Raw genomic sequence first — 436 nt, 5'->3', positions numbered from 1 at the left:
GGCTTCTTAATAATGCACGGTAATGTCGCAGAATTTCTTTTTTCTCCTGTTCTGCATTTAAAGTGTATTTGGTAATAATCGGTTGTTCTACAATATCTTGCTCTTGCATAGTACGAATTTACAAAGAAAAGGTGAGAGGTGAATAGTTATAAGTAGCCAATAAGTGGTGTAATAATGTATTCGGTTTTCGAATTTCGATTTTACATTTCCTGCTTCGGTTTTTACTATTTTCTACCCATTATCTTTACAATCAGTATGAGTGAACAACAGAAGAAAAAAGTTTTTGATTTCTCTTTATTACAACGTGTTTTTCGTTTTGTAAAACCTTACAGAAATTTCTTTTACATAAGCATTGTATTGGCTGTTGTAATGGCCGTATTTGCACCTGTAAGGCCCTATTTAATTCAATTAACTGTAGATAAAGCAACAGGTAAGA

The 436-nt window shown here is 32.3% G+C and carries 1 protein-coding gene; it reads left to right on the top strand.

The window, feature by feature from the left end:
- Positions 1–255: 255 nt before the first annotated feature.
- The coding region (locus E3E36_RS13030; protein ID WP_206203692.1) for a hypothetical protein at positions 256–436 on the top strand (181 nt) is incomplete at its 3' end.

It is taken from the genome of Thermococcus sp. M36, assembly GCF_012027355.1.
In the GTDB taxonomy this organism is placed as follows: Archaea; Methanobacteriota_B; Thermococci; order Thermococcales; family Thermococcaceae; genus Thermococcus.
Note: the sequence above shows the minus strand (reverse complement) of the source record. Positions and strands in the feature narration are given on the sequence as shown.